18 protein-coding genes are annotated in these 24,093 nt (G+C 71.7%); 13 read left to right on the top strand and 5 right to left on the bottom strand.

The genetic code is table 11. From position 1 onward, the window contains the following. Nucleotides 1-341: 341 nt before the first annotated feature. From QOZ89_RS32575 to QOZ89_RS32560, 4 genes are all read left to right on the top strand, one after another. Nucleotides 342-2,327 carry a ferredoxin reductase family protein gene (locus tag QOZ89_RS32575; RefSeq protein ID WP_312627503.1) on the top strand — a complete coding sequence of 662 codons (1,986 nt, stop codon included), beginning with the start codon at nucleotides 342-344 and terminating at the stop codon, nucleotides 2,325-2,327. Next, a complete protein-coding gene (locus QOZ89_RS32570) occupies nucleotides 2,314-2,922 on the top strand; it encodes an FMN-binding protein (protein ID WP_312627501.1) in 609 nt (202 codons plus the stop codon). The genes QOZ89_RS32575 and QOZ89_RS32570 overlap by 14 nt, the downstream gene beginning before the upstream one ends. 3 nt (nucleotides 2,923-2,925) lie before the next feature. Beyond that, on the top strand, nucleotides 2,926-3,858 hold the full coding sequence (locus QOZ89_RS32565; RefSeq protein WP_312627499.1) for an FAD:protein FMN transferase: 933 nt from the start codon (nucleotides 2,926-2,928) through the stop codon (nucleotides 3,856-3,858). Between the two features lie 223 nt (nucleotides 3,859-4,081). Continuing rightward, entirely contained in the window at nucleotides 4,082-6,487 is a 2,406-nt protein-coding gene (locus QOZ89_RS32560) for a HelD family protein (RefSeq protein ID WP_491723680.1), read from the top strand. A 269-nt stretch (nucleotides 6,488-6,756) separates the two neighbouring features. On the opposite strand, the gene QOZ89_RS32555 is transcribed toward QOZ89_RS32560, so the two are convergent. Both QOZ89_RS32555 and QOZ89_RS32550 read right to left on the bottom strand, forming a co-directional pair. Continuing rightward, on the bottom strand, nucleotides 6,757-7,062 hold the full coding sequence (locus QOZ89_RS32555) for a hypothetical protein (protein ID WP_071054044.1): 306 nt from the start codon (nucleotides 7,060-7,062) through the stop codon (nucleotides 6,757-6,759). 77 nt (nucleotides 7,063-7,139) lie between these two features. Continuing rightward, nucleotides 7,140-8,018, bottom strand: a complete 879-nt coding sequence (locus QOZ89_RS32550; RefSeq protein ID WP_083420048.1) for a M12 family metallopeptidase — start codon at nucleotides 8,016-8,018, stop codon at nucleotides 7,140-7,142. A gap of 664 nt (nucleotides 8,019-8,682) precedes the next feature. Here QOZ89_RS32550 and sigK point away from each other — a divergent pair. The 6 genes from sigK to QOZ89_RS32520 all read left to right on the top strand — a co-directional run bounded on the left by sigK (nucleotide 8,683) and on the right by QOZ89_RS32520 (nucleotide 17,490). Next, a complete protein-coding gene (gene sigK, locus QOZ89_RS32545) occupies nucleotides 8,683-9,327 on the top strand; it encodes an ECF RNA polymerase sigma factor SigK (protein ID WP_241842406.1) in 645 nt (214 codons plus the stop codon). After that, entirely contained in the window at nucleotides 9,324-10,061 is a 738-nt protein-coding gene (locus QOZ89_RS32540; RefSeq protein ID WP_071054047.1) for an anti-sigma factor, read from the top strand. The genes sigK and QOZ89_RS32540 overlap by 4 nt, the downstream gene beginning before the upstream one ends. A gap of 309 nt (nucleotides 10,062-10,370) precedes the next feature. Then, nucleotides 10,371-11,180, top strand: a complete 810-nt coding sequence (locus QOZ89_RS32535; RefSeq protein ID WP_312627569.1) for a response regulator — start codon at nucleotides 10,371-10,373, stop codon at nucleotides 11,178-11,180. 98 nt (nucleotides 11,181-11,278) lie between these two features. Next, on the top strand, nucleotides 11,279-13,357 hold the full coding sequence (locus QOZ89_RS32530; protein WP_241842407.1) for a sensor histidine kinase: 2,079 nt from the start codon (nucleotides 11,279-11,281) through the stop codon (nucleotides 13,355-13,357). 303 nt (nucleotides 13,358-13,660) lie between these two features. After that, nucleotides 13,661-15,022, top strand: coding sequence for a bifunctional glycosyltransferase family 2/GtrA family protein (locus QOZ89_RS32525; protein ID WP_241842408.1), 1,362 nt, complete (start codon nucleotides 13,661-13,663; stop codon nucleotides 15,020-15,022). After that, nucleotides 15,019-17,490, top strand: a complete 2,472-nt coding sequence (locus QOZ89_RS32520) for a glycosyltransferase family 39 protein (protein WP_312627492.1) — start codon at nucleotides 15,019-15,021, stop codon at nucleotides 17,488-17,490. Before QOZ89_RS32525 ends, QOZ89_RS32520 begins: the two co-directional genes overlap by 4 nt. A 138-nt stretch (nucleotides 17,491-17,628) precedes the next feature. On the opposite strand, the gene QOZ89_RS32515 is transcribed toward QOZ89_RS32520, so the two are convergent. Next, a complete protein-coding gene (locus QOZ89_RS32515; protein WP_241842409.1) occupies nucleotides 17,629-18,711 on the bottom strand; it encodes a LysR family transcriptional regulator in 1,083 nt (360 codons plus the stop codon). 83 nt (nucleotides 18,712-18,794) lie between these two features. Between QOZ89_RS32515 and QOZ89_RS32510 the strand changes: the two genes are divergently transcribed. The 3 genes from QOZ89_RS32510 to QOZ89_RS32500 all read left to right on the top strand — a co-directional run bounded on the left by QOZ89_RS32510 (nucleotide 18,795) and on the right by QOZ89_RS32500 (nucleotide 21,742). Next, entirely contained in the window at nucleotides 18,795-19,796 is a 1,002-nt protein-coding gene (locus tag QOZ89_RS32510) for a threonine ammonia-lyase (protein ID WP_071054051.1), read from the top strand. A 307-nt stretch (nucleotides 19,797-20,103) separates the two neighbouring features. Further along, nucleotides 20,104-20,565 (top strand): MaoC family dehydratase, encoded by a 462-nt coding sequence (locus tag QOZ89_RS32505; protein WP_071054053.1) that lies wholly within the window; start codon nucleotides 20,104-20,106, stop codon nucleotides 20,563-20,565. A gap of 10 nt (nucleotides 20,566-20,575) precedes the next feature. Further along, a complete protein-coding gene (locus tag QOZ89_RS32500; RefSeq protein WP_071054055.1) occupies nucleotides 20,576-21,742 on the top strand; it encodes an acyl-CoA dehydrogenase family protein in 1,167 nt (388 codons plus the stop codon). A gap of 161 nt (nucleotides 21,743-21,903) precedes the next feature. On the opposite strand, the gene QOZ89_RS32495 is transcribed toward QOZ89_RS32500, so the two are convergent. Continuing rightward, complete coding sequence (locus tag QOZ89_RS32495; RefSeq protein ID WP_312627489.1) at nucleotides 21,904-22,794, bottom strand: HpcH/HpaI aldolase/citrate lyase family protein; 891 nt, start codon at nucleotides 22,792-22,794, stop codon at nucleotides 21,904-21,906. Between the two features lie 95 nt (nucleotides 22,795-22,889). Continuing rightward, nucleotides 22,890-24,038 carry an alkaline phosphatase family protein gene (locus QOZ89_RS32490; protein WP_071054059.1) on the bottom strand — a complete coding sequence of 383 codons (1,149 nt, stop codon included), beginning with the start codon at nucleotides 24,036-24,038 and terminating at the stop codon, nucleotides 22,890-22,892. Nucleotides 24,039-24,093 lie beyond the last annotated feature (55 nt).

Below are 24,093 nucleotides of genomic sequence, written 5' to 3'. Positions count from 1 at the left end.
GATTGGTCTCGATCCCCGGAGATCGTGGCCAGATGACTCGCTTGAGGAGGCCGGCGGTCGGTCGGTCCGTTTGCCGGCTCGCCGGGCGTAGGCCAGCATCAGGGCTTGGGGCCGCCGTACCACGAACGCATTGGCCCTACACCGTCCGGTGCTCCGCGCCGCGACCCGGGAGACTGCGTCCAGTCTCCGCTCGGTGGCGCATGGTGCTGACCGAACGCTGATCTACTGGAACGGGCCGTGTGGTCCAGGCACCGGTTCCAGATTCACGAGTCGTCCGCAGGACTCTCCCAGGGAATTCTCCGGCCGAGCGGACACGCTCTATCCTCATGGACTCCACTCGGGTGCCGGGTGACGAGGCTTCGGCGGCCGATCTCGATCCCGTCGACTCGACCGACGTGCCGGCGACCATGCCGGGTTACCGCCTTGAACCCGCGTCGGTGGGTGACGGGGGTCCGGTGGTCGACCTCGGTGCTGTCGACTCGACCGACGTGCCGGCGACCATGCCGGGTTACCGCCTTGAACCCGCGTCGGTGGGTGATGGGGGTCCGGTGGTCGACCTCGGTGCTGTCGACTCGACCGACGTGCCGGCGACCATGCCGGGTTACCGCCTTGAACTCGCGTTGCCGGCAGAAATGATGCCGAGTCCGGGGTCCTGGTCCGACCCGAGCCGCGGCACCGCCGCCGTCGACAACGCCAGGGATGACAACGCCAGGGATACCGACGGCGGTAGGGATGCCGGTGCCGGCGAGGACGCCCCGGACGCCGGCGGCGCTGGAGATGCTGAGCGGGCCGGTGGCGGTGTTCCGCGCCGGGCGGTCGCCGAGGCGGCCCCCTCGGCCGGCGGGCGGTCGGTCGGGCGGGCGTCGGGCCCACGGTCGTCGCGGTCCGCGGGGTGGCGGGGGCGGCTCGCGGTGCGGGCGGGGCTGGTGGCCTGGGGCGTCCTGGTCGTGGGGCTGTGGTGGTTGGGCACCCCGGCGACCAGTCTGCGGGGCGGCGCGGCGGTGATGACCTCGTTCGGCCGGGTCTGCGGGCTGCTCGCGGCCTACCTGATGCTGGTCGAGCTGCTGCTCATGGCGAGGATTCCGGTGCTCGAGCGGGCCGTCGGGCTGGGACGGCTGGCGGCCTGGCACCGGGGGCTGGGCACTAACATCGTGCTGCTGATGGTCCTGCATGTGCTGCTGACGGTCTGGGGCTATGGGCTTGCCGATCACCGGCAGCCGGTGTCCGAGCTGTTTACCGTGATCACGACCTATCCGGAGATGTGGAAGGCGACGATCGGCGTGTTGCTGTTCGTCACCGTCGGGGTGGCCAGCGCCCGTACGCTGCGCCCACGGATCTCCTACGAGGTCTGGTACCTCCTGCACCTGACCTCCTACGCGGCCGTGCTTCTGGTCTACGGGCACCAGGTGTCCACCGGTGCCGAGTTCGTCGGCCACCCGGTCAACCAGCGGCTCTGGCGGGCGATGTACGTGGCTGTGTTCGCCTGCCTGGTCATCGGGCGGCTGGTCCTCCCGCTTGTCGCGACCGCCCGGCATCGACTGCGCGTGGAGCGTGTCGTCGAGGAGGCGCCGGGGATCGTCTCGGTGTGGATCCGCGGCCGGAACGTGGACCGGCTCGGGGCACGGCCCGGACAGTTCCTGCGGTGGCGGTTCCTCGCCCCGGGGCACTGGCTCAGCGCGCATCCCTACTCGTTGTCCGCACCGCCCCGGCCGGACCGGCTGCGCATCACCGTCAAGGCCGCGGGCGATCATTCCCGGGCGATGGCCGGCCTCCGTCCCGGCACGTTCGTGGTCGCCGATGGCCCGTTCGGGCTGTTCACCGCCGAGCGGGCGACCCGAGGCAAGTCGCTGCTCGTCGCCGGTGGCGGTGGGATCGGGCCGATCCGGGCGCTCGCGGAGGAACTCGCCAATCGCGGCGACGACGTCGTCGTCATCCACCGGGTGCGCAAGGCGCACGATCTCGCGCTGTGGAGGGAGCTACGGACCATCGCGAGCAGGCATCGGCTGACGGTCCATAGCATGGTCGGGTCGCGGCGTGAGCTCGGCTACGACCCGATGACGGCCGACCTGCTCGCCGGCTCGGTGCCGGACGTGATCGAGCGCGATGTCTTCATCTGCGGCCCCACCGGGCTGACCCACGGACTTGTCCGCTCACTGCGCGCTCTCGGCCTCGCCGACGACCAGATCCACACCGAGGACTTCTCGCTGCGCGACGCCAGGGTTGGCGAGCGCAACGGCGGGCGGGAACTGAACGAAGACGCGACACGAAGGGAGGTGGCGGTGCCGCCCGCGGGCCCCCAGCGGCCGGGAGCGGATGCCGCGACCTGACATGAACCTCAACGCCGGCAAGGCCTATCGGGCGCGGCTTGGCTTCGCCGGACTACTGGGAACCGTCGTTCTCGCCGTGGGCGGCAAGGCCCTGGCCGCCCACGGCGACCAGCCCGCCGCGCTCGCCACGCCGTCCGGAATGCCCGGAGCGTCCGAGACCGATCGGCCCCTCACCGGATCCGCCGCCGACGGCGCGGCGCCGGCCACCCCGACCCCATCGACGGGCCCCGATCGAACCGGCTCCGGCGGCGCGGAATCCACCGCCGGCGCCACCGCGGGCGCCGGCCCGGGCTCGCCGAGCGCGTCTGGCCCGAGTAGCCCGAGGACCGTCATCGGCGACGCGATCGACACGAAATACGGACCGGTGCAGGTCCAGCTCGTCGTCACCGACAACAAGATCACAGATGTGATCGCCCTGGTGCTCCCGAACCGGTTGTGGCGCGACATCCAGATCAACAACGAGGCCGTGCCGATCCTGAGGCAGGAGGTCCTTGACATCCAGAGCGCCAGGATCGACCAGGTCTCCGGGGCGTCCTACACCAGCAGCGGGTATGCGTGGTCCGTCCAGTCCGCGATCGACAAGGCGGGGCTGTAGCCGATGACGGACGAGCGGCCGGTCCGCGTGCACGCGGAACAGGTGATGGGGACGGTCGTCAGCATCGCCGTCCGGCCGCCGTCGATCGTGCTCCCGCCGGATCGCCTCGCGATCCGGCGGCCGCCCCGGACCGGTTCCCACGACCCACGACCGGGCCGGGTGGCGTGGGCGGCGCCGGTCCTGGACGCGGCGGTCGCGGCCGCGACCGCGCGGCTGCACCGGGCGGACGAGGACTTCAGCACCTTCAGGGCCGGGTCCTGGGTCTCCCGGCTGCGCCGCGGCGAGATCGGCCTGGAGGACTGCCCTGGGCACGTCCGGGAGGTCTACCGGCTGGCCGACGCCTGCCGGGGGCGCAGCGGCGGCTGGTTCGACCCGGCCTGGCGCGGTGACGGCACTCTGGACCCGACCGGCCTGGTCAAGGGCTGGGCGGCGGATGTCGCCTCCGCGGCGCTGACCACGGCCGGCGTCACCGATCACTGTGTGAACGCGGCCGGCGACTTGCGCCTGCGCGGCACGCCGGGCCCGGGGCGGTCCTGGCGGGTCGGGATCGCGGACCCGTTCCACCGGGACCGGGTCGTCGCCGTCGTCGAGGGCACGGACCTGGCCGTCGCCACCTCCGGCGCCGCCGAACAAGGCAGCCACGTCCTCAACCCGCGGACCGGGGCACCCGCGACCGATCTCGCCTCCGTCACCGTCGTCGGGCCAGACCTGGCCATGGCCGACGCCTACGCCACCGCCGGCCTGGCCGCGGGCCGGAGCGCACCGGAACTCCTGAACGACCTCGTCGGCGACGGTTGGGAGTGGCTTACCGTCGACTCCGCCGGCGGGGTGGACAGTTCGGCCGGGTTCCGCGGTCAGCCGGGCCAGGCCGGCGGTCCGTCGCCGCGCGCTTCGGCCAGGCGGGAGAAGCCGCCGCCACCGCGCTCCCGTCAGTAGCTGACCGTCTACCGCCACGGCCCGACGCGACCTCGGAAGCGGCGCTTGATTGATTTCGACCGGCGGTCCGCGAGATCAGGTCCGCGGTGGGCGTACCGGTCGCCGACGAACAGGACTCGTTGGATCGTTATCCGGCTCGCGTCTTCCGAGGGCTAGAATTTAAAGGTCGATGTGGGGATGCGAGGAATGCCGCGGGGCGCATTTTACTGGCCGGGGAGTTGAATTGTCAAACGAGGAAGCGGGGCGAGAGCAGGAGTATGTCTCGATGCTCTACGAGCGTCTTGACGACTTCCGGGAACAGGCGTCCTCCCGGCTCGCCGATGCCCTGCGGGAGCGGCCGGGCGGCCGGCCGCAGGCGCACACCGAGCGGCAGGCGACGGCCGCGATGTACACCCGTCAGCTCGCCCGGTTCGACGCGGCCGAGGACGGGCTGTGCTTCGGCCGGCTCGACTTCCACGACGGCGAGACCCGCTATGTCGGCCGTCTGGGCATTTTCGAGGAGTCCGACGACTACGCCCCGCTGCTGATCGACTGGCGGGCACCGGCGGCCCGTCCCTTCTATCTCGCCACCGCCGCCTCCCCGGAGGGCGTCCGCCGCCGTCGCCACATCCGCACGTCGCGCCGGCAGGTGTCCCAGATCGACGATGAGGTGCTCGACCTTGACGCGAGTGCCGCGGAGGGCCGTTCCGGCCACGAGACGCTGACCGGCGAGGCGCGGTTGCTCGCCGCGCTGTCCGCCGGCCGGACGGGCCGGATGGGCGACATCGTCGAGACCATCCAGGCCGAGCAGGACCGGATCATCAGGGGTGAGCATTCCGGGGTGCTCGTCGTCCAGGGCGGACCTGGCACTGGCAAGACGGCCGTCGCGCTGCATCGCGCCGCCTACCTGCTCTATACCTATCGCGAACAACTGTCGAAGCGTGGCGTGCTGGTCATCGGTCCGAACACGACCTTCCTGCGATACATATCCCATGTTCTGCCCGCTCTCGGCGAGACCAGCGTGGTGCTGTCCACTGTCGGCGACCTGTTCCCGGGCGTTCGCGCCGAACGGACCGAGCCGCGTGAAGCCGCGCAGATCAAGGGCAGTGCCCGGATGGTGGCACTGATCGAAGCCGCGGTGCGCGACCGGCAGCGGGTGCCCGACGAAGCGCTGGAAATCCCGTTCGAGGATGACGTCCTGCTGCTTGACCCGGCCATCTGTGAGGCGGCCCGTGACCAGGCGCGTGCCACCCTGCGCGCGCACAACCAGGCCCGCCCGGTATTCGTCCGCGCGGTCATCGACGCGCTGGCTCAGCAGTACGCCGACCGGCTGGGCGCCGACCCGTACGCCGAGGACCCGCTCGGCGAGGACGACGCGCCGGGCGCCGGCACCAGTCTGCTCGGCGATGAGATCATCGACGACATCCGCCGCGAGCTGCGCCAGGACGACGGGGTGCTGGTCGCGCTTGACGATCTGTGGCCCGTCCTCACGCCCCAGTGGCTGCTGTCCGACCTGTTCGCCGACGAGGACCTGCTCGCATCGGCCGCGGGGGCGGCCGGTTTCACCGACGGCGAGCGGCTGCTCCTCTGCCGGCCCGACCCGCATGGCGGCCGGGCGGCTGACGGGATGTGGACCGCGGCGGACGTCCCGCTGCTCGACGAGGCCGCCGAGTTTCTGGGCGAGGACGAGACCGAGGCGCTGGCCGCCGCCGAACGGCGCCGCCGCCAGCGGATCGCCTACGCACAGGGCGTCGTCGACATCCTCACTCGGGACATGGACGACGACCCGGACATCCTCATGGTCTCCGACCTGCTCGACGCCGAGCGGCTCGCGGAACGGCACGAGGACGACGACGACCGTTCGACGGCGGAACGCGCCGCCGCCGACCGGACCTGGGCCTACGGGCACGTCATCGTGGACGAAGCTCAGGAGCTTTCGGACATGGCCTGGCGCATGGTGATGCGCCGCTGCCCGAGCCGTTCCATGACACTGGTCGGCGACGTCGCCCAGACCGGTGACCTTGCCGGCGCCTCATCGTGGCGCCGCGTCCTCGGGCCGCATCTGGGCGATCGCTGGCGGCTGGAACGACTTACGGTCAACTACCGCACGCCGGCCGAGATCATGTCGGTTGCCGCGGGCGTGCTCGGCGCGATCGACCCGGAGCTGGAACTGCCGCGTTCCGTCCGGGAGACTGGCGCCTCCCCGTGGAGCCTCGCCGTCGAGCCGGACGCGCTCGCGGTCGAGCTGGCCGCTGTCACGGCCCGCGAGGTCGCCGACCTGCGGGCGGCGCTGGGCGACGGCCCCGACGGGGGCCGTATGGCGGTCCTCGTCCCTGCGGACCTTCTCGACGACCTGAGTCGCGACCTTGAGGCTGTTCTCCCGGTCGCCACCACCGTCAGCGAGGACCCGGACCTGGAATCCCCGGTCGCGGTCCTCACGGTCCGCCAGTCCAAGGGCCTCGAGTTCGACACGGTCCTGGTCGTCGACCCGGACCGGATCATCGCCGAGTCTCCCCGCGGCCTGAACGACCTCTACGTCGCCCTGACCCGAGCCACCCGCTCCCTCGGCGTCCTGCACACCAGCGCGCTCCCACCGGCTCTCCGTCACCTGGAGTCAAGACCGGCGATCCCCGAACCCGCCCTGCCCTGAGCCGGAGGGAACCTGCCTGAGCTGGGGGAAGCGGGAAGCACCCCGGATGGCCGCGTTCCACACTCGTGCCGTGCCGCCAGTCGAGGTAGGCGTGCGGCGGTCCCTCCGGGGTGCCACCTCGATATTCACAAACGCGCGAAACGTGGCTCTGGGCGGGGCAGAACCCTGCCCAGAGCCACGCACGAACCATCGAGACGCGCTTCGCGTGCTTCAGACAATGGCCATCATCATGTGGACCTTCTGCCACCTGAGGCCGGTTATAGGGGACGTCACGTGACGACGACCGTCACGCTGTTGGACCGTGTCGACCTCCACGGGTCACCGGTGACGACGTCGACCGTGCTCTGTCCCGGCACACGGGCACGAAATAGCACAGTGTTCGGCGCGCCCAGGGGAGTGAGGACGGTCCCGTCCGTTCCCACGAGCCCTTCCGTGAAGATTCCGAGGAGCTCGACGGAAGAGCCCTCTCTGACCCGGCCACCGGACGCGGCGAGCCTGAGCACGTCGCCAACCTGGAGGGTGACCGGCAACGCCGGGTTCAACGCGGCAGGCTGCGCTTCGATCAACCGGCTCACGCTCCGGCATCTCCTTCCCGCGCGTGTGCGCGGTCAGCCCGGTCAGCCCGGTCTGGCTGGGATCGGACGGCCCGAGATCAGGTGGGGAGCAGGACGTCCTCGGACGGCGGCCATTCGTGCTCAAGAACGGCCTGCGCCTTCGGGTACACCTTCCCGGCGAAGGTGAAGTCCGACTTGTTGATGTCCACCCCGCCCCGGATCGGGAGACCATCCGAGGTGATCTCGCCGGGCAGCTGGTAGCACATGATGGAGTCCTGGTCCGCCGGCGTCCCCATGATGTCGGCGTCGTCGAGCGGCGTCAGCACCTGCTGGTTGACCGTATCCGGGTCCCAGCCCTGCGTCCGGAGGAAGTACGCGTACGCCTTCTCGCGGTCGATGCGGCTGACGAGCTCCTTCCGCATGTGCTCGTGCGCGAATCCGAGCGTGTGCCCCGCCTCGTGCCGGACCACCCGCCGGAACTCCGACTCCGGCATGCCCATGTGGAACCCCTCGAGGTTCATGGTCTGCCTGTTCGGCGGAACCAGCTTGATGTCGGTTCCCAAGTAGGAATAGTAGCCACCCTGCCCCAGCGAGATCCGCACGTCGCCGGCCTTGTCGGTCTCGAAGAAGGAAACCGACGTACTCTTGGCCCAGGCGTTCAGGTGGCTTATGATCCGGGCCCGGAGGTCTTCCGAAGGGGACTCCGTGAAGCTCACCGTGAGCCGGCGCTGGGCCGGCCCCCAGTACTTCGAGGTAACCATGGTCAGCGCCTGCGGCTCGATGCTCAGGCCGGCTGCCATCGGTATGCGCAGCGGTGCGTTGACGGGATTCACCCTGGTCGCGAAGGCGGCGGCATCCTCGTGCAGGCGATCGGGTAGAAGCTTGATTTCACAGCCCTGTGGCCCGCTGGTACCGGGGCCCGCATGACCGTTTCCTGAATGAAGGTTTCTCGACATTTCATCGCGCGGACCGGCCATCGCGCAATCCTCTCGTGGCAGAAGGGTTTTGGGCGGCGGGAAGCTGGTCGACCGTGCCGTCAGAACTGTAACAGCGGGTCTAGGGAACCGCAAAGCAAGCGCCGTTACGGGGATCATGCCCAGGTGGCGCCGGCTGGATAAAAGCATGTCGTGACACGGTTAGCGAAAATGTCACCGACTCTATTAGACCGCGGTTATCCCCGTGAAATGCGACCCGGCTTCCATGGCGACTCGGTCAGCCGCTGGCGCCGACCTTACGAGTCACCTGCCTGGAACCCTGGCCACGGCACGCCGGCGACCGGTCCTGGACTCTCCAGCACCTTCGCCGTTCGCCGGGGCGGACGCGCGACGCGGACGTCGCCGCGTCGCCGCGTCGCCGCGTCGCCGGCGGTGCCGGTGCCGGTGCCGGTGGTGGCGGTGGCGGTGGCGGTGGTGGTGGTGGCGGCGGTGGGGCCGAGTCGGCTGGCCGGACATCGGGATCGGCCAGCCGGACGTCCCAACCGCCGGCCAACCCGTCATGTGATCTCTCGTCCAGGTAAACAGTCAGAGACGATCCAAGGGTTGGGCAATCCAGAAGGGCCGCCGCGTCGAACTACTGGTGACCGCGCCACGAGAGGGCGCGGCCGGCAGTGACGCCACACTCGTGATCCGGAGGTTCCGGCCCATGCCTCGACGCGCGGACGATGACGACGGCCGAGCGCTCCATGCCGTTGCAGCGCCCGACTACGGCGCCAGTACCACCAGCGGCGGCCTGGCAGCTCCGGAGCAGTTGCTCCAGCGCTCCGGCCGGGGCGACAACGCCGCCTTCGCCGCCTTCTACGACCAGTTGTCCTCCCAGGTCTTCGGCCTGGTCAAGCGGGTCGTACGCGACCCGGCTCAGGCCGAGGAGGTGACCCAGGAGGTCTTCGTCGAAATCTGGCGGCTCGCGAGCCGCTTCGATCCGGCCAAGGGCAGCGCCGCCGGCTGGGCATGCGCGCTTGCGCACCGCCGGGCCGTCGACCGGGTGCGTTCCGCCCAGGCGGCGACCGACCGGGAACGGCGGGTCGGTGCCGTGTGGGCGACGCCGGAGGGCGACGCCGGCTACGACGAGGTCACCGAGCAGGTCGAGCTGCGGCTCGAGTACGAGCGGCTTCGCCGCTGCCTGGGCGGTCTCACCGACCTCCAGCGTGAATCGATCATGTTGGCCTACTACAGCGGCCACACCTACCGGGAAGTTGCGCACCTGCTCTCGACCCCGGTACCAACCGTGAAGACCCGTATGCGCGACGGTCTCATCCGCCTGCGCGACTGCCTGGGGGTGAGCGCATGACCTCGCCGTCGCCGGAGGCACACCTCCTGACCGGCGCCTACGCGCTGGATGCGCTGGACACGCGGGACAGGGCCGAGGTCGAGGCGCATCTCGACGACTGCGTGACCTGCGCCCGGGAGGTCGCGGAGCTGCGCACCGTCGCGACCATGCTCGGCGAGGCGGTGCGGGAGACGCCGCCGCCGTCCCTGCGGACGTCGCTGCTCCGGGAGATCGACCAGACCCGTCAGCTGCCGCCCGTCGTGCCCGGCGACGACCTGCGGCAGCGGCGCGAGCGCCGCCAGCTGAAGGTGGTCGCGGTCGCCGCCGCCGCGGCGGCGGTCGTGGCGCTGGTGGGTCTCGGCGTCGTCGGCGCCGTGTCCGTCGACCAGCGCAACCAGCTTGCCGCGGAGCGGGCGCGCGTATCGGACCTCGACGCGGTCGTGGCCGCCGCCGCGGCCGGCTCGGCGCAGCCGATGACTGGCGGCGGGACCATCGCGGTGATCCCGTTCGGTGACCGGGCGTACGTCGATGTCCGCGACCTGCCGCCGCTTCCAAACAACCGGGTGTACCAGCTGTGGATGTCGACACCTGATGGTGTCAAGTCCGCGGCCGTCGTCGATGGCAACGCCGGCAGGGCGACCCGCCTCCTCCAGCTCCAGCGCAACGTGAGGTCGGTGAAGGTGACCGTCGAGCCGGCCGGCGGCTCCAAGCAACCCACCACTCCCGCCATCGGCACCGCCGCCGTCCACGACTAGAGGGGCCACGGCGGATCTTCAGGGCAGTCGTCGGCGATGGCCCCTCGGCGGCTCCTTGATGGCGCCTTAACGTCCACGCTCGGGTGGGTTGGCCCGGTCCACAGGTCTTTCACAGGGACGGCTCAGGAAGTCCACAGACAGTGGGTCCAATCTCTGGGTATGGCATGGCGCGAACCGGTTCCGACCACCGTCCTGGGCGCTGGCAGTGGCGTCGCACCCGAGGCGGAGCCGGGCCTCCCGCCCGCCGCCGATCCAGCCGCCGCGCTCGCGGCTGGATCGGCGCCGTACGCCTCCGCCGCGGTGGTGTCGATGGAGCCCGCCGGGCCGCGCGGCGCGCGCGGGGCGTCGTTCGAGCCGCGGGCCGCCGACGGCAGAGCGCTGCGTGTGCTGGTCGTCGACGACGAGGCCGTGCTGACCGAACTGCTGACGATGGCGCTGCGCTACGAGGGCTGGGACGTCGCCGGCGCCGGCACGGGGAAGACAGCGCTGCGGATGGTCGACGAGTTCCAGCCCGACGCGGTCGTGCTCGACATCATGCTGCCCGACATGGACGGGCTCGCGGTGCTGCGCTCGATGCGGTCGGTCCGCCCCGATATCCCGGTGCTGTTCCTGACCGCCAAGGACGCGGTCGAGGACCGGGTTCTCGGGCTCACCGCCGGCGGCGACGACTATGTGACCAAGCCCTTCAGCATCGAGGAGCTCGCCGCCCGGTTGCGCGGGCTGATGCGCCGGGTGCACGGAAAGGTCGCGGCCCGTCGCAACGTCCTCGTCGTCGGCGACCTCAGCCTCGACGAGGACAGCCGAGAGGTCTACCGGGAAAGCACGGAGATCCACCTCACCGCGACCGAGTTCGAGCTGCTCCGCTACTTCATGCGCAACCCGCGCCGCGTGCTGAGCAAGGCGCAGATCCTCGACCGGGTGTGGAACTACGACTTCGGCGGCCAGGCAAACGTCGTCGAGCTCTACGTCTCATACCTGCGCAAGAAGATAGACGCCGGCCGCCAGCCGATGATCCACACGATGCGCGGCGCGGGCTACGTGCTCCGACCGGTCGCGTCGGCCGTGTCGGCCGCGTCGGCCACGCCGGCGAACCGGACGCCCGCGGCGACGTCGGAGTGAACGTCGCCGCGGCCGAACGGCAGTCGTCTCGCCCGCGGTGGTTGTCCCGCCCGCGGCGATCATCACGTTCCGCACGTGCGCCGCGTGCGCCGCGACGGATGCTCGCGCCTTGGCGATGGTCCCTGCGGGCGCGCCTGCTCGCGCTGCTGATCCTGCTGCTGACGGCCGTCTCGGCGTCGATCGTCGGAGTAACCGCCCTCGAACTACGGTCCTACCTCGTCAAGCAGGTCGACGGCCGTCTCCTGGCGGTGGACGACAGGTGGCGCAAGCCGCCGCCGGGCTCCACTGGGCCGCTGCCTTCCGGCAACGTGCTGGGGTACCCGAACCAGGCGCCGGCCGGCGGCGACGGGCTGGGTGCCAGCGATCCCGCCTCCGGCGCGACGGACCCCGGCGCCGGCACGCTGTTCGAGCGGGGGACGAACGCGCCGGCCTGGCAGGGCACGGCCGCTGACTTCCTCGGCCAGCGCGGCCAGACGTTCGGCACCGTCGCCGCCCTCGTCGTCAACGGCAAGGTCGAGACCGCCGCCGTCCTGGGGAAGGACGACGTCATCACCAAGCTCGCCGCCGACGTCGCGGACAAGCTCGCCGCCGTTCCCGCGAACAGGCTCGCCGCCGTTCCCGCGAACAGGACGGTCCAGACCGTTACGCTAGGTGACCTAGGCGACTATCGGGTGACGGCCGGGCTGGTGCCCGACGGCAGCGTCGTGGTCGTGAGCGGCCAGTCGCTCGCCGAGGTCGACGCCACCGTGAACCAGCTGCTCATCGTCGCCGGTGGTGTCGCCGTCGGTGGGGTGCTGCTCCTCGGGGTGATCGGCGCGGTGACGGTCCGGCGGACGCTGCGGCCGTTGCGCCGGGTCGCCGCGACCGCGGCCCAGGTCGCGGAGCTTCCGCTGGACCGCGGCGAGGTCACGCTGCGTGTCCGGGTTCCGGACGTCCATACCGATCCCTGGACCGAGGTCGGCCAGGTCGGCGCGGCGCTGAACCACATGCTGGGCCACGTCGGCGCGGCGCTGGCCGCCCGGCACGCCAGCGAGACGAGGGTCCGCCAGTTCGTCGCCGACGCGAGCCACGAGCTGCGTACGCCGCTTGCCGCGATCAGCGGCTACGCCGAGCTCACACGGCGGATCGGCGACCGGAACCCTGGCTCCGCCGATCCGACGAGAGCCTCGGTGCCACCGGAGATCGCGTACGCGATGAGCCGGGTGGAGTCCGAGACGAAACGGATGACCGCCCTGGTGGAGGACCTGCTCCTGCTCGCCCGGCTGGACTCGGGGCGCCCGCTGGAGCATGGCTGCGTCGACCTGTCCCTTCTGGTCGTCGACGTCGTCAGCGACGCGCACATCGCCGCGCCCGGGCATCGTTTCCGCCTGGACCTCCCGCCCGAGCCGGTGACGGTCCGCGGTGATCAGGCCCGCCTGCACCAGGTGCTCGCGAACCTGCTGGCCAACGCCCGTACCCACACCCCGCCGGGCACATCCGTCACCGTCGCCCTCGAACTGTGCCCCGCTGCCGCCGTGTCCGCGTCGTCCTCGCCCGCCTCGGCGCCCACTGGCAGCAGCCGGTCGCCGACGGCGGAGCGGTCCGGGGCATCGGCGGCGCGGTCCAGGGGGTCCGCCGCGGGTTCCGCGGTGCCCGCGGCGCGGTCGGCCACGGACGTCCCGGAGCCCGGCGAGATCCGGCTCTCGGTGACCGACGACGGGCCTGGTATCCCGGCGGAGCTACTGCCCAACGTCTTCGAACGGTTCGCGCGGGGCGACTCGTCGCGATCGCGCACCGCCGGCAGCACCGGGCTGGGACTGGCGATCGTCGCCGCCGTCGTGGAGGCCCACCGTGGACGCATCGCCGTCACCAGCGTCCCCGGCCGCACGGTCTTCACCGTCGTCCTTCCGACCACCCAGGCGCCATTGCCGCCGGCGGTCGCGGGCATAGCCGGCGCGATGTGCACGACGGTCGACGCGGTCGACGCCGCTGGTGCCTCGGCCTCGGCCTCGGACCTGGGCATCGCGCCCACCCTGGTCGCCCCGGCGGGGCGGTCGGGGGCGCCGCCGGGCTCGGCCCCGGCGCCGAGGCGCGCAGGCGGCGCCGCCGCTGACGCCGGGGGCGCGGGGGCCGAGGCCGCCGTCGCCGGGACCGCGGGCGCCGAGTGGGGCCATCCGCCGATCTCCATGCTCGGCTGACGACACGGCCCTGCCGTGAGTCCACCTGATCCGTGGGCCCCCATCACGGGTCATCGGCCCCGGACCGGCGGTCGCGGGCTGCTCGTTCTGTGTGCGGACCGGTGGTTCCTGTCATATTTTCGCCATCGCCGCCCGTATGTCCACCACACCGGGCGCCGGCCTCCTCTCCGCGTTGTTTCGTCACGTTTTCCATGCGTCTTCCGGGGGTTCAGGAAAAGGAGAACGGCCGTGCGGTGGAGCATTCACAGCCGGCGCACAGGTGGCCGCAATGGAGAACACAGGACTGGCACCGAACCTGGGGCCATGGCCACGACAGTGCATCCGCAAGGCGGCACCACCGCGATGGTCGAGCACATTCTGGCTCGACCTCCTCATCCGGAGGCGCGTCCCCTACTGGACGTGGTAATCCCGGTGTACAACGAGGAGTCCGATCTACAGCCGTGTGTCACCCGGCTGCGCCGTCACCTCGTCGAAACATTTCCATACCCCTTTCGAATCACGATCGCCGACAACGCCAGCACCGACAGGACGCTGGCCGTGGCGAACGAGCTCGAGGCGCGGATTCCCGAGGTAGCGGTTCTCCACCTCGACGCGAAGGGCCGCGGCCTGGCGCTGCGCGCGGCCTGGGGCCTGTCCCAGGCGCCGGTGCTCGCCTACATGGACGTCGACCTGTCGACGGACCTGGGCGCGCTGCTGCCGCTGGTCGCGCCGCTGATCTCCGGGCATTCCGACCTGGCGATCGGGACGAGGCTCGCGCCGGGTGCTCGCGTGGTGCGTGGCCCGAAGCGCGAGGTGATCTCCCGTTGCTACAACCTGCTGCTGCGGCGGGCGCTGTCGGCCCGGTTCTCCGACGCGCAGTGCGGTTTCAAGGCGATCCGCGGTGACGTCGCCCATGCGCTGCTGCCGCTGGTGCAGGACACCGGCTGGTTCTTCGACACCGAGCTACTGGTGCTGGCGGAACGGTCCGGGCTGCGGATCCACGAGGTGCCGGTGGACTGGGTCGACGACCCGGACAGCCGCGTCGACATCGTCGCCACCGCGCTCACCGACCTGCGTGGAATCGCGCGCCTTGGCCGGGCACTGGCGTCCGGGCGGCTGCCCATCCGGGAACTGCGTACCCAGCTCGGCCGCGCGCCGCTGACGGCGGAGTCGCCCGAGACGTCCGGCCAGCGGCAGCTGATCCAGCAGCTCGCGCGGTTCGGCACCATCGGGGTCGCGAGCACCGCCGCCTACCTGGTCCTGTTCGTCCTGCTGCGCGCCCCGCTCGGCGCGCAGGGGGCGAACCTTGTCTCGCTGCTGCTCACCGCGGTCGCCAACACGGCGGCCAACCGTCGAGTGACGTTCGGCATACGCGGTGTCGGCGCCCGCAGCCAGGTCGAAGGGCTGGTCGTCTTCGGCCTCGGCCTGGCACTGACCAGCGGCGCCCTCGGCGCCCTGAAGGTGTTCGCTCCCGACGCGGGGCGGGCGCTCGAGCTTGCCGTGCTGATCGGCGCCAACCTCACGGCCACGCTGCTGCGCTTCGTCGCCTTCCGCGCCTGGGTGTTCCACCCGCGGCGTGGCGGCCACTCCGACATCCCCCACCGTCACGTGGATCGGCCGAGCGAGTCGATGCCCGGCAGCCTTTTCCAGCCCGTCCGTCCGCGCGAGCCAGAGCAGGAATCATGACCTCCGACCAGGGCGCCTGGGGCGCTCCTCGATACTCCGCCGGCCAGAACCCGGTGGCCGACCACCCTTATCCCGTGGACCCGAGCCAGGTCGCCGTCGTGGACACCTGGCCGGGACGACACAGGCTCGCCGGCTCGCCCGTCGCCGGCCCGGCCGTCGCGGAGCCGCCCGTCGTGGACCCGCCTCCCGGCGAGACGCCTCCCGGTGCGCCGCCACGTCGTGGCGGGACGCGGCGTGCTCGCTCCGGTGGGGCCGCCGGGCGGCCGGGGCGGTTCACCCGGCTCGTGCGCGGCCGGCCGGAGGACCCGCGGTGGGCGCGGCCCGCGCTGCTCGTCCTGCTCGCCGCGACCGCGGTGCTGTACCTCTGGGACCTCGGCGCGTCCGGCTACGGCAACAGCTTCTACGCGGCCGCCGTGCAGGCCGGCACGCTGAGCTGGAAGGCACTGTTCTTCGGCTCGATCGACTCGTCGAACTACATCACCGTCGACAAGCCGCCCGCCTCGCTGTGGATGATGGCGCTTTCCGGTCGGGTGTTCGGGTTCTCGAGCTGGAGCATGCTCGTGCCGAACGCGCTGTGCGGCGTCGCGAGCGTCGGCCTGCTCTACGCGGCCGTGCGGCGGGTCGCCGGGCCGGCCGTCGGGCTCGCCGCCGGGGCGCTGCTAGCGCTCACGCCGGTGGCGGTGCTGATGTTCCGGTTCAACAACCCGGACGCGCTCCTCGTCCTGCTGCTCGTCGTCGGCGCCTACTGCGTGACGCGAGCGCTGGAGGTCGCCTCGTGGCGGTGGCTCGGGCTGGCGGGCCTAGCGGTCGGGTTCGGGTTCCTGACGAAGATGCTCCAGGCTTTCCTGGTGCTGCCGGTGTTCGCGCTGGTCTACCTGATCGCCGCGCCGACCCGGCTGCGTGCTCGGATCGGGCACGTTCTCGCGGGCGCAGCGGGCGTGATCGTCGGTGCCGGATGGTGGGTGCTCGCGACCGTGCTGTGGCCGGCGAGCTCTCGGCCGTTCATCGGCGGCTCCGGGAACAACAGCGTGCTCGGCCTCGCCTTCGGCTACAACGGGCTCGGCCGGATCTTCGGCGGTGATGGCAACGGCGGCGGTGGCGGTCCGGGCGGGATGGCCTCGGAGGCGCTGTCCGCGCTCGGATCAACCGGCCAGCAGTACACGGGTGGCCTCGGCGTCGCGGGCGGGGCGGCCGGCTACGGTTCGGCCGCGTCCGACGCGGTGGGTGGCGTTTTCGGCGGGGCACCCGGTGCCGGCGCGGGCGGAGGGGGCGGTTTCGGTGGGACGGCCGGCCTCGGCCGGCTGTTCAACGAGAACTTCGGCGCCCAGATCTCCTGGCTCATTCCTGCCGCGCTGATCCTGCTGGTCGGCGGGCTGTGGGCGACCCGGCGAGCCGCCCGCACCGACCGGGCACGTGCCGCGCTGCTTCTCTGGGGCGGCTGGCTGGTCGTGACCGGCGTTGTCTTCAGCTATATGGAAGGCACCATCCACGAGTACTACACGGTCGCGCTCGCCCCCGGCCTCGCCGGAACGATCGCCCTAGGCGCCCGTGAACTGTGGCGAACCAGGAACGAGATCGTCAGCCGGGTGCTGCTGGCCCTGAGCGTCGGTGTGACCTCGGTCTGGAGCTACGTCCTGCTCGGCCGCACCGACTGGCAGAGCTGGCTGCGGATCCCCGTCCTCGTCGTCGGCCTGGTCGGCGCCGTCGCGCTGCTGCTCTGGCCGGTTCTGCGGAGGTCACCCGTCCGCCGGTCCGCGGCTGTGCTCGCCCTGGCCGCGGTGATCTTCGGGACGCTGGGCGCGCCAACCGCCTACGCGCTCGAAACGGCCTCGGTGCCGCACACGGGCTCCATTCCGCTCGCCGGGCCCAGCTCGGGCGGTGGTCCCGGTGGCGGCGGCGCGCCGGGGCAGGGCGCCACGAACGGCCAGGAGGGTGCTTCGAGCGGTCAAAGCGGTGCCCCGAACGGTCAGGAGGGTGCGCCGCCGAGTGGCCAGGAAGGCGCCCCGAACAGCCAGGGGAGCGCGACGAGCGGCCAGGAGGGCGACCTGACCGGTCAGGAACGTGGCTTCGGTGGTGGCGCTGGCTTCGGCGGTGGCATGGAGGAGCAGGCTGACGGCGCGGTCACTCAGCTGCTCACCAGCGGGTCCGACGGGTATCGCTGGGTGGCCGCGGTGGGCTCGGCGCAGAGCGCCGCGTCGCTGGAGCTCGCCACGGGCGGCCTTCCGGTGATGGCGATGGGCGGCTTCAGCGGCAGCGACGAGGTCCTCACCCTTGACCAGTTCAAGCAGTACGTCGCCGACGGCAAGATCCACTACTACCTCGGCGGTGGTGGCGGGGGCGGCTTCGGTGGCGGCCCCGGAGGCGGCGGCGGTGCCAACGCCCAGATCGCCAGCTGGGTCCAGGAGACGTTCACTTCCGTCACCGTCGGGAGTCAGACCGTCTACGACCTGACGAAGCCGGCGAGCTAGCCGGCCCGTCCGTCGAGCCCGGCACGGGAAGCCCGACGCTGGTACCGGCCCCACGGCCGGTACCAGCGTCGTCGGCGGTGGCCACTGGTGATGATCAACCGGTCGCGTGCCGCCGGGCGGACGTCCGCGGCGGCGGCGTCAGTCCTTGGCCACGTTCAGAGACGCCCAGGTGGTGGCGGCGGTCCTGAGATGGGCGAGGAGCGCGGCGGTGGCCGGCGGGTCGGGCGGCTCGCCGTGAACGGCGGCGCTGACCGCGCGGGTCAGGCCGGGCAGGAGGGTCGCCCGGACGTCGGGGTGGCGGTGGGCCTGGAGGGCCAGGCCGGGCAGGGTGGTCACGCCGAGGCCGGCGGCGACGAGTGCCTGGACGGCCAGGTAGTCGTCGGTCGTGAAGGCGATGTCGGGGCTGAATCCCGCCGCGGCGCAGGAGCGCAGCAGCGCCGTGCGGCACCGTTCGCAGCCCGCGATCCAGCGATGGTCGCGATGGTCGGCCAACCGGTCTCCCGACAGGCCCGCCGGAGTCACCAGGTAGGTCGACTCGGTGAGCAGCATCATCCGGCGTAGGCCGTCGTCCTCGGGCTCGATCCTCGTCGGGTCGGGCGACGGCCGGTCGTTCGGCGCCAGCGACGTCAGCAGTGTTGGTTGCGTCGGCGACGTCGATCTCGCCTGCGCCGTCGGCCGGCCTGGCAGCGTCGGCCGCGCTGGCGGCGTTCCCGGTGCCCGCCCGCCGGGCGACGGTGCGTCCGGCTGTTCGTGCCGCACGGGCGGGTCCCAGTAGCTGAAGAGCAGGGCGACGTCCACCTCACCGGCTCGCAGCATGCGGACGGCGTCCGGCGGCTCGGCCTCGGTAAGACGTAGCTCCGCGTCGGGATGGTCGGCGGCGAACGCCGCGGCGGCCATGGGCACGAACGTGCCGAGCGCCGATGGGAACGCGGCCAGACGGACGCGGCCGGCCCGCAGACCGGTGTAGGAGGCGAGCTCCGCCTCGGCCGCGGCCAGCCGGCCGAGGATCTCCTCCGCCCGTTCCGCCAGCACCAGGCCGGCCTCGGTCAGTCGAATCCCGCGGCCGACGCGCTGGACGAGCTGGCTGCCGGTCTCCGCCTCCAGCCGGGCCAGGTGGTGGCTGACCGATGGCTGGGCGTAGCGGAGGGCTCGGGCCGCGGCGGTGACCGAGCCGTGGCGAGCGACCGCGACCAGCACCCGCAGCCTGGTCACGTCCAACACGAGGTCAACGTATCAACGTCATCGATAGTTTTAGACGAAATCTGGCATTGGACCAATAGGAGACGACGGCTGACCATGGCCACATGAGCGACCGTCCTGCCTCCCGGGCCCTTCCGACTTTCGCCGACATCGCCGCTGCCCGGGACCTGCTGGCCGGCCATCTGCCCGCCACCCCGATGTGGACCTATCCGGCGCTCAACGCCGCCATCGGCGTGACCATCTACATCAAGCACGAGAACGTCCAGCCAACCGGGGCGTTCAAGGTGCGCGGGGGTCTGACGCTGCTCGCCAGCATGTCGCGCGAGCGGCGCGCCCGCGGGACGATCACCTACTCGACCGGCAACCACGCCCAGTCGATGGCCTACGCCAGCGGCGCCTTCGACGCCCCGTGCACCGTCGTCATGCCGGCGAGCACCGCCGCCTCGAAGGTCCGGGCGCTGCGCGCTCTCGGGGCCGGCGTCGAGCTGCACGGCCCGGACATGGCCGCCGCTCAGACCCGCGCCGAGGAGATCGCCGCCGAGAGTGGCCAGCTGCTCGTCAGCCCCGGTGACACCCCCGAACTCATCGCCGGCGTCGGCACCGCCTATCTCGAGGTCATCGAGACGCGGCCCGACCTCGACGCGGTGATCGTCCCGATCGGCAGCGGGACCGGGGCCGCCGGCGCCAGCCTGGTCACCGCCCGGCTCGCGCCACGATGCCGGGTGATCGGCGTCCAGTCGTCGGGCGCGCCGGCCGCGCACGACTCGTGGCGGTCCGGCGGCTGCGTGTGCCGCCCGATCCGCACCAGCGCCTGCGGCCTCGCCACTGGCCGTGGCTACGAGCTGCCGCAGCGGGTCCTGCGTACCGGCCTCGCCGGCTTCCACCTCGTCGACGACGACCAGATCACCGACGCCCAGCGCCTGCTCGCCAGCGACGCGCACACGCTGGCCGAGGGGGCGGGGGCCGCGTCGCTCGCCGCGATCCTCGCCCGTCCGGGCGACTTCGCCGGCCAGCGCGTCGCGGTCATCGTCACAGGCGGCAACGCCTCGGCAGCCGAGATCGCGGCGCTGTCCGCCGCCGATGGCGGCCTCACAGCCGCCGCGTAGAAGCGCGCGGGACTGACCGATCCTGGGACGTGACTACCGGCTCACGAGATGGTGCTTACCGAACCACGAGATGATAATTATCGGATGTGGAGAGGGAGCCCGACCGGACCCGCGGCGGTACGCCTGACTTCTCCGGGGGCGCGACGGTCCGTCGGCGTGCTGTAGTGGGTCCTATGGCCCTCCGACGGCGTGACAGGGCCAGCCTGGGACGAGGCCAGTCCCGGCCGGCCCGTACAACCATGTGTGGTCTCGGGTGCTGGAACGTCCCGGCACCGGACCTGAGGAGGCGAGTGCGCTGAGCCGGAGGATGGGTTCCTGGTTCGAGGAGCTTCCGGTCGGGACGGTCGTCCACCACGCGATCACCCGGACGCTGACCGAGACCGACAACGTGCTGTTCACGACGCTGTCGATGAACCCGCAGCCGCTGCACCTCGACCACGAGTTCGCGTCCAGGACCGAGTTCGGGCGGCCGTTGCTGAACTCGATGATGACGGTCGCGACCGTCGTCGGGCTCGCCGTGCCGGAGCTGACGCTCGGGACCACGGTCGCGAACCTGGGTTTCGGCTCGATCGAGTTCCCCAAGCCGATGTTCGCGGGCGACACCCTGCACGTCATCACCGAGGTGACCAAAGCGCGGCTGTCGAGCTCGCGCCCCGGCGTCGGCATCGTGGAGTTCCGCCACGACGGTTTCAACCAGCACGACGAGCTGGTCTGCCGCGCGTTCCGGTCCGCGATGATGCACTGCCGCCCCGCGGCCGAGACGGAGTGAGGGAGTCTCCATGGAGTTCGAGGAACCGCCCGAGCACACCGCCATCCGCGAGGCCGTGCGGGACATCTGCAAGGGGTTCGACGCCGAGTACTGGCGCCAGCACGAGAAGAACCACGAGTTCCCCTGGAAGTTCCACAACGAGATGGCCGCGGCCGGCTGGATCGGCACCGCCATCCCGGAGGAGTTCGGCGGCGGCGGTGGCGGCATCACCGAGGCCTCCATCGTGATGGAGGAGGTCGCGGCCTCCGGCGGCGCGATGAACGCCGCCAGCGCGCTGCACATCTCCGTCTTCGGCATGAACCCGGTCGTGAAATACGGCTCCCAGGCGCAGAAGGAGAAGTACCTGCCCCGGGTCGCGACCGGCGAGCTGCAGGTCGCCTTCGGCGTCACCGAGCCGGACGCCGGCACCGACACGACGTCGATCACCACCCGGGCAGTCCGCGACGGCGACGGCTACCTCGTGCACGGCCAGAAGGTGTGGACGACCAAGGGCCACGTCGCCGAGAAGGTGCTGCTACTGGTCCGGACCACCCCGCTGGAGGAGGTCCGCAAGCGCACGGACGGCATGACGCTGCTGCTCGCCGACCTGCGTCGGCCCGAGGTCGACATCCACCAGATCGACAAGATCGCCCGTAACGCCGTCGGATCCTGTGAGGTGCGCTACGACGGCCTGCGCGTCGACGGGTCCGACCTGGTCGGCGAGGAGGGGAAGGGCTTCAAGTACCTGTTGGACGGCCTGAACCCGGAGCGCATTCTCATCGCCGCCGAGGCGCTCGGCATCGGCAAGGCCGCGCTGCGAGTCGCCACCCAGTACGCCAACGAGCGGGTCGTCTTCGGCCGCCCGATCGGCAAGAACCAGGGCATCGCCTTCCCGCTGGCGGAGGCACACATGCGCCTCGCCGCCGCCGAGCTTGTCATCCGGCAGGCCTCCTGGCGCTACGACCAGGGCCGCCCCTGCGGGGAACACGCGAACTCCGCGAAGTTCCTCGCCTCCGACGCGGCCTTCTTCGCCGCGGACCGGGCGATGCAGACCCACGGCGGCTTCTCCTTCGCCACGGAATACCCGGTCGGCCGCTTCTGGGCCGAGTCACGACTGATGAAGATCGCACCGGTCTCACAGGAGATGGTCATGAACTACATCTCCGAACACGTCCTCGGCCTGCCCCGGTCCTACTGACGGATCCCGCGGGCTGACGGATCCCGCGGGTCCTCTGGCCCTTCGATCCCCGGGCCGGGTCGGCGATCATCGGCCCGACCCGGGCGAAGGCTGGGAGAGGGCCGGCCGTCCGGCGCTGGCCATCTCCGGAGCTCGGCCCCTGGGCCCCTCCCGCCTGGCGCTTAGCCGCCGATGGCGAGAATGCGGCGGGCCTGCAGGACGAGCGGGACGTCGACCATGCCGCCCTCGAAGTTGATCGTGCCGCGCCCCTCGCGCTGCGCCTCCTCGTAGGCGTCGAGCAGCCGGCGTGCCCGGTCGTACTCCTCGGGCGACGGGGTGAACGCCTCGTGCGCCATCGCGACCTGGCCCGGGTGGATGCACAGCTTTCCGCCGTAGCCGAGGTCCCGGGCGAACGAAGCCTCCTCCAGGAACCGCTCCCGGTCGTTGATCGCGGTGGTCACCTGGTCGAGCGCCACGACGCCGGCGAGCCGGCAGGCGATCGCCACCTGCGAGCGGGCGTACAGCACCTCGGCGTTCGACCGGGTACGCCGCCCGCCGAGGTCGGCGATGAAGTCCTCGGCGCCGAAGTACGCCGCGTCGACGCGGGCGTTCCTGGCGGCATGGGTGAGCACCTCGGCCGCCCGGTGCACGCCGGCGACCGACTCCAGCCCGTACATCACCGCCCGGTCGGTCAACCCGCGCGTGCGCAGCGCCTCGTCGAGGCGATCGATGTCCTCGACCGTCTCGATCTTTGGCACGACGATGCCGTCAAGGTCGAGCGCCGCGTAGCAGTCCAGGTCGGCGTCGAAGTTCTCCGCGTCGGTGACGCCGTTCACCCGCAGCATGACCGCGCCACCGAACTCGGCCCGCAGCTTCGGCACCGCGGTGGCCGCGCCGTCGCGGCCCTCGGGCTTGGCGCCCAGCGGCGTCCCGTCCTCGAGGTCGACGATCACGATGTCGGCACCGAACCGGGCCTGCTTGGCGATCAGGTCGGGCCGGTTCGCCGGGGTGAACAGCGGCGACCGCCAACGCGCGACGCGGCCATCCGCCGGCCCGCTCTCTCCCAAGGTCATGACGAGGACGCTAGCGGCCCCGGCACGCCGGCTCACCTCGGATGTGACGCACTCCGATCCACTTCCGGTCGCGCACGGCCCATCGCCGAGGAGGATCAGTGGGAGAAGTGGATCAGCGGGATGAGCTGTTCGGCCGGAGTGAGGGAGCCGTGGTGGCCTCGCATGGCGGTCAGGCGGGGTTCGGCGTCGGGGCGGACGAGGACGCTGGTGCCGCGTGCCGCCGCGATGACGTCGCCCAGGCGGGGGATGGCCTGATCGGTGATCTTTGGCCCGAACCAGCCGTCCGCGACCGCCTGCTCCGCCGAAATCACCCACGCGCGCTCGCCGAGCGCCTCGCGCCACGCGGCGAGGACGTCGCCCGCGGCGCCGGGCCGGGCGTAGACGTAGCGGGCGCGCGGTTCGCCGCCGATCGCGCGCACCCCGGCCAGCATGTCGGGCCGCCCATCCAGGCTCACGTGATCGTCCTCGTTGACGGAGACCATCCCATGATCGCCCGTGACGACGAGCATCGAGCCGGCGGGAAGCTGCTCGGCGAGCGTCGCGACCAGCCTGTCGACCAGGGCCAACTGCGCCCGCCAACCCGGTGACGACGGGCCCAGGGAGTGCCCGGTGGTGTCCAGGTCGCTGACGTACGCGTAGACGAAGCCCGGCTCACGAAGTGCCTCGACGACGCGCGCGACCAGGGTGCCCCAGGTCGACGCGCCGGAGAACCGGCTGCCGCGTAGCGCCATCCGGCTCAGTCCCGAGTCGCGGTAGAGCGACGAGGAGACCACCGTGACGGCGGTCCCGGACGCGGTGGCCCGCTCGAAGGCAGTCGGCTCGGGCTGTGTCCGCTCAGGCACGACGATGTCCAGCGCCGAACTGTCTCGGCCCTGGAACTGCCAGCGCAGCGCGTTCAGCAGGCCCTCGGCGCCCGGATAGGGCTCCCAGAGATAGCCGACCACCCCGTGCTCGCCCGGCGCGAGGCCGGTGCCGATCGAGGTGATGCTGGTCGCGGTCGTCGAGGGATAGCAGGTCGTCAGGGCCGCGGCGCGGTGAGCGGCCAGCGTCGGCGCGACATCGGCGTTCGCGACCACGAGCTCGTCCCCAAGCCCGTCCACGAGGAGCAGGCAGGCCGAACGCGCCTCACCCAGACCGAGCCGAGGCGCCTCGGCGAAACCCCCGGCCCCGACCACGCGCATGAGTGCCGGCACCAGCTCCGCCAGCGAACCCTCGCCGTACCGGGGTAGCTCGGGAGATTGCACGCCCCGAGTCTCCCGCGCTTTCCGCCGCCGGTCGAACTGGTTGGACCATCCGTTA

This window comes from Pseudofrankia coriaricola, from assembly GCF_032027725.1.
Classification (GTDB): domain Bacteria; phylum Actinomycetota; class Actinomycetes; order Frankiales; family Frankiaceae; genus Pseudofrankia.
Note: the sequence above shows the minus strand (reverse complement) of the source record. Positions and strands in the feature narration are given on the sequence as shown.

Excerpts from the sequence above, each read along its gene's own strand:
- QOZ89_RS32535 (WP_312627569.1), top strand. The coding sequence starts at position 10,371 with ATGGAGCCCGCCGGGCCGCGCGGCGCGCGCGGGGCGTCGTTCGAGCCG.
- QOZ89_RS32530 (WP_241842407.1), top strand. The coding sequence starts at position 11,279 with ATGCTCGCGCCTTGGCGATGGTCCCTGCGGGCGCGCCTGCTCGCGCTG.
- QOZ89_RS32550 (WP_083420048.1), bottom strand. The coding sequence starts at position 8,018 with ATGGCCGGTCCGCGCGATGAAATGTCGAGAAACCTTCATTCAGGAAAC.
- QOZ89_RS32540 (WP_071054047.1), top strand. The coding sequence starts at position 9,324 with ATGACCTCGCCGTCGCCGGAGGCACACCTCCTGACCGGCGCCTACGCG.
- QOZ89_RS32495 (WP_312627489.1), bottom strand. The coding sequence starts at position 22,794 with ATGACCTTGGGAGAGAGCGGGCCGGCGGATGGCCGCGTCGCGCGTTGG.
- QOZ89_RS32510 (WP_071054051.1), top strand. The coding sequence starts at position 18,795 with ATGAGCGACCGTCCTGCCTCCCGGGCCCTTCCGACTTTCGCCGACATC.
- QOZ89_RS32525 (WP_241842408.1), top strand. The coding sequence starts at position 13,661 with ATGGCCACGACAGTGCATCCGCAAGGCGGCACCACCGCGATGGTCGAG.
- QOZ89_RS32505 (WP_071054053.1), top strand. The coding sequence starts at position 20,104 with ATGGGTTCCTGGTTCGAGGAGCTTCCGGTCGGGACGGTCGTCCACCAC.
- QOZ89_RS32570 (WP_312627501.1), top strand. The coding sequence starts at position 2,314 with ATGCCGCGACCTGACATGAACCTCAACGCCGGCAAGGCCTATCGGGCG.
- QOZ89_RS32520 (WP_312627492.1), top strand. The coding sequence starts at position 15,019 with ATGACCTCCGACCAGGGCGCCTGGGGCGCTCCTCGATACTCCGCCGGC.
- QOZ89_RS32500 (WP_071054055.1), top strand. The coding sequence starts at position 20,576 with ATGGAGTTCGAGGAACCGCCCGAGCACACCGCCATCCGCGAGGCCGTG.
- QOZ89_RS32565 (WP_312627499.1), top strand. The coding sequence starts at position 2,926 with ATGACGGACGAGCGGCCGGTCCGCGTGCACGCGGAACAGGTGATGGGG.
- sigK (WP_241842406.1), top strand. The coding sequence starts at position 8,683 with ATGCCTCGACGCGCGGACGATGACGACGGCCGAGCGCTCCATGCCGTT.